The organism is Pseudomonas sp. BAV 4579 (assembly GCF_009765395.1).
GTDB lineage: Bacteria > Pseudomonadota > Gammaproteobacteria > Pseudomonadales > Pseudomonadaceae > Chryseomonas > Chryseomonas aestiva.
The window spans coordinates 1-2,256 of sequence record NZ_WHOV01000240.1 but is presented as its reverse complement, the minus strand read 5'-3'; the positions used below and the strand labels follow the sequence as shown (position 1 = coordinate 2,256).

Annotated in this window: 2 protein-coding genes; both read left to right on the top strand. The window is 62.6% G+C overall.

The annotated features are described in order from the left end of the window. Positions 1 to 295: 295 nt before the first annotated feature. Positions 296 to 940, top strand: coding sequence for an alpha/beta fold hydrolase (locus tag GSQ95_RS25685; protein WP_158897067.1), 645 nt, complete (start codon positions 296 to 298; stop codon positions 938 to 940). A gap of 199 nt (positions 941 to 1,139) precedes the next feature. Beyond that, complete coding sequence (locus GSQ95_RS25680) at positions 1,140 to 2,090, top strand: GGDEF domain-containing protein (protein WP_158897066.1); 951 nt, start codon at positions 1,140 to 1,142, stop codon at positions 2,088 to 2,090. Positions 2,091 to 2,256: the final 166 nt, after the last annotated feature.

The following is a 2,256-nucleotide window of genomic DNA, read 5'->3' as shown; positions in this document are numbered from 1 at the left end:
GATCCCTGGGCGTCCTTCATCAAGGGAGGAAGGAGACGCACTGGAAGGCATGACGAAGCAGTGAGTCAGTGTTACCTGTTAGTGCACTACCTGGCCGCAGCCTAGATGAGGCAATTTGCGGACCAGTGAATGCGACAGAAGCTCACTTGGCTCAAACCCGGCAATTGCGAGACTTCGAGCAAAAAGCCGGACAACCAAATTACGAAAATGCGACACGCATTTTGTGCACCATCTGTTACCACACCCATTTTTAGTGGCACCAAACTGGAGCAAAGCCTTGGAAAATTCGCCTCTTGTGCTGGAATCGCCCAGCGGAACCGCCGATAGCTGCGTCATTTGGTTGCATGGCCTGGGGGCAACCCAGCATGACTTCGAACCCGTTGCCGAATTGTTGCAGCGCAGCCTGACCTCGACCCGTTTCGTCCTGCCCCAGGCACCGACCCAGGCGGTCACCATCAATGGTGGCTGGGCCATGCCGTCCTGGTACGACATCCTGGCCATGAATCCGGCCCGGGCCATCGACCGCGCCCAGCTGGAAGCATCGGCCGCCACGGTACGGGCCCTGATCGAGACCCAGCAGGCCCAGGGCATTCCCGCCGAACGCATCGTGCTGGCCGGTTTCTCCCAGGGTGGTGCCGTGGTGTTGCATACCGCCTACAACACCTCCTGCCCCACCCTGGGTGGGGTCATGGCGCTGTCGACCTACGCGCCCAGCTTCGAAGACGCCCAGGTCAATCGCGGTGGGGCGACCCCGGCCCTGTGCCTGCATGGCGACCAGGACGATGTGGTGCCCCTGGCCCTCGGGCGTGCGGCCTACGAGGCGCTGGTGGCCGCGGGCGTGGAAGCGCTCTGGCACAGTTACCCCATGCGCCACGAGGTGATTCCGGCGGAAATCCAGGATATCCAGGACTGGCTGCTGGCACGCCTCGGCGGAAAATAAAGCGCGAATCAGCGGACCGCTTCGTTTTTGGAAACCGGTCGACAATTTGCGGAATCTGGGGGCGAATGGAGGCCTGGAAAGGGCAAAGCGAACGAACTTTGGGGTACCCATCCGGTCCAGTAGGGGTGCCTGAAGGTCGTGATGTGCATGGAGCAGCTATGGCCCGAGTTTTCCTTTCAGCCCCCGGGGTGTTCCTTTGATGGCCGCCCCCTTGTCGGCCTGGCTGGCCGAAGTCCCGGTCGCTTCCCTGAAGGACCTGCGCCTGTTCAAGGGCGTGGAGACCCATCTGCTTGAAGCCCTGATCGCCCGCTCGGCCACCCGCAGCCTGGTCGCCGGTGAGTGCCTGCTCTCGCCCGCCGTGATCAACCAGTACATGTTCCTCGTGCTGGAAGGGCGCCTGCGGGTCCACCTGGGTTCGCCGGAAAATCCGCCCATCTATCTGCTGGGTCCGGGTGAGTGCTCGGGCGAAATCAGCTTCATGGACAGCGAGCGGCCCAGCGCCCACGTCATCGCCGAAGCCGATACCCTGGTGCTTTGCCTGCATCGCGATCTGGTGCTGGAGCTGATCGAACGCTCCTCCAAGGCCATGCACAACCTGCTCGGCATCCTCTGCGAACGGATGCGCCGCGGCAATCAGCTCATCGTCGACACCGAACGCAATGCCAACGTCGATACCCTGACCGGTCTCTTCAACCGTCGGCGCCTCGAGCAGCTGTTCGAGCGCGAAAGCACCCGTTGCGCCTTCAACCGGCAGCCGCTGAGCCTGCTGATGCTGGATGTCGATCACTTCAAGCGCTACAACGATACCCATGGCCACCTGGCGGGCGACTATGCCCTGTGCCTGGTCGCCAACACCCTGCGCGACCAGCTGCGGCCCAAGGACAGCATGGCGCGCTACGGTGGTGAAGAGTTCGTCATCCTGCTGCCGGAAATCGATCGCGACGAAGCGATCGCCATCGCCGAGCGCCTGCGCCAGAGCCTGGCGGAGATCAAGGACTTCTATTCGCCCTGCGGCAGGCTGCCGGGGGTTACCGTCTCCATCGGCCTGGCGCAGATGCGCAAGGCCGACTCCCTGGATGAACTGGTCGGGCGTGCGGACAAGTCGCTCTACCAGGCCAAGGATGCCGGGCGCAATCGGATCAGTGGCTGACCGGATTGCGCCTGCGTTCGGCAGGTAGTTGTTGCCGGGCACGTAGGTTGCTTTACACTGCGGTCTCATTCCGCTTTCGATGATCGAGACCCTCCGTGCTCAAGGCACTCAAAAAATTTCTGGGCAAGGATCAGGAGGTCGCGCAGCCGACTCCCTCCCCTGCGCC

What these genes read in the sequence shown, in the direction of transcription:
- GSQ95_RS25680 (WP_158897066.1), top strand. Translation starts at nt 1,140, where the DNA reads ATGGCCGCCCCCTTGTCGGCCTGGCTGGCCGAAGTCCCGGTCGCTTCC.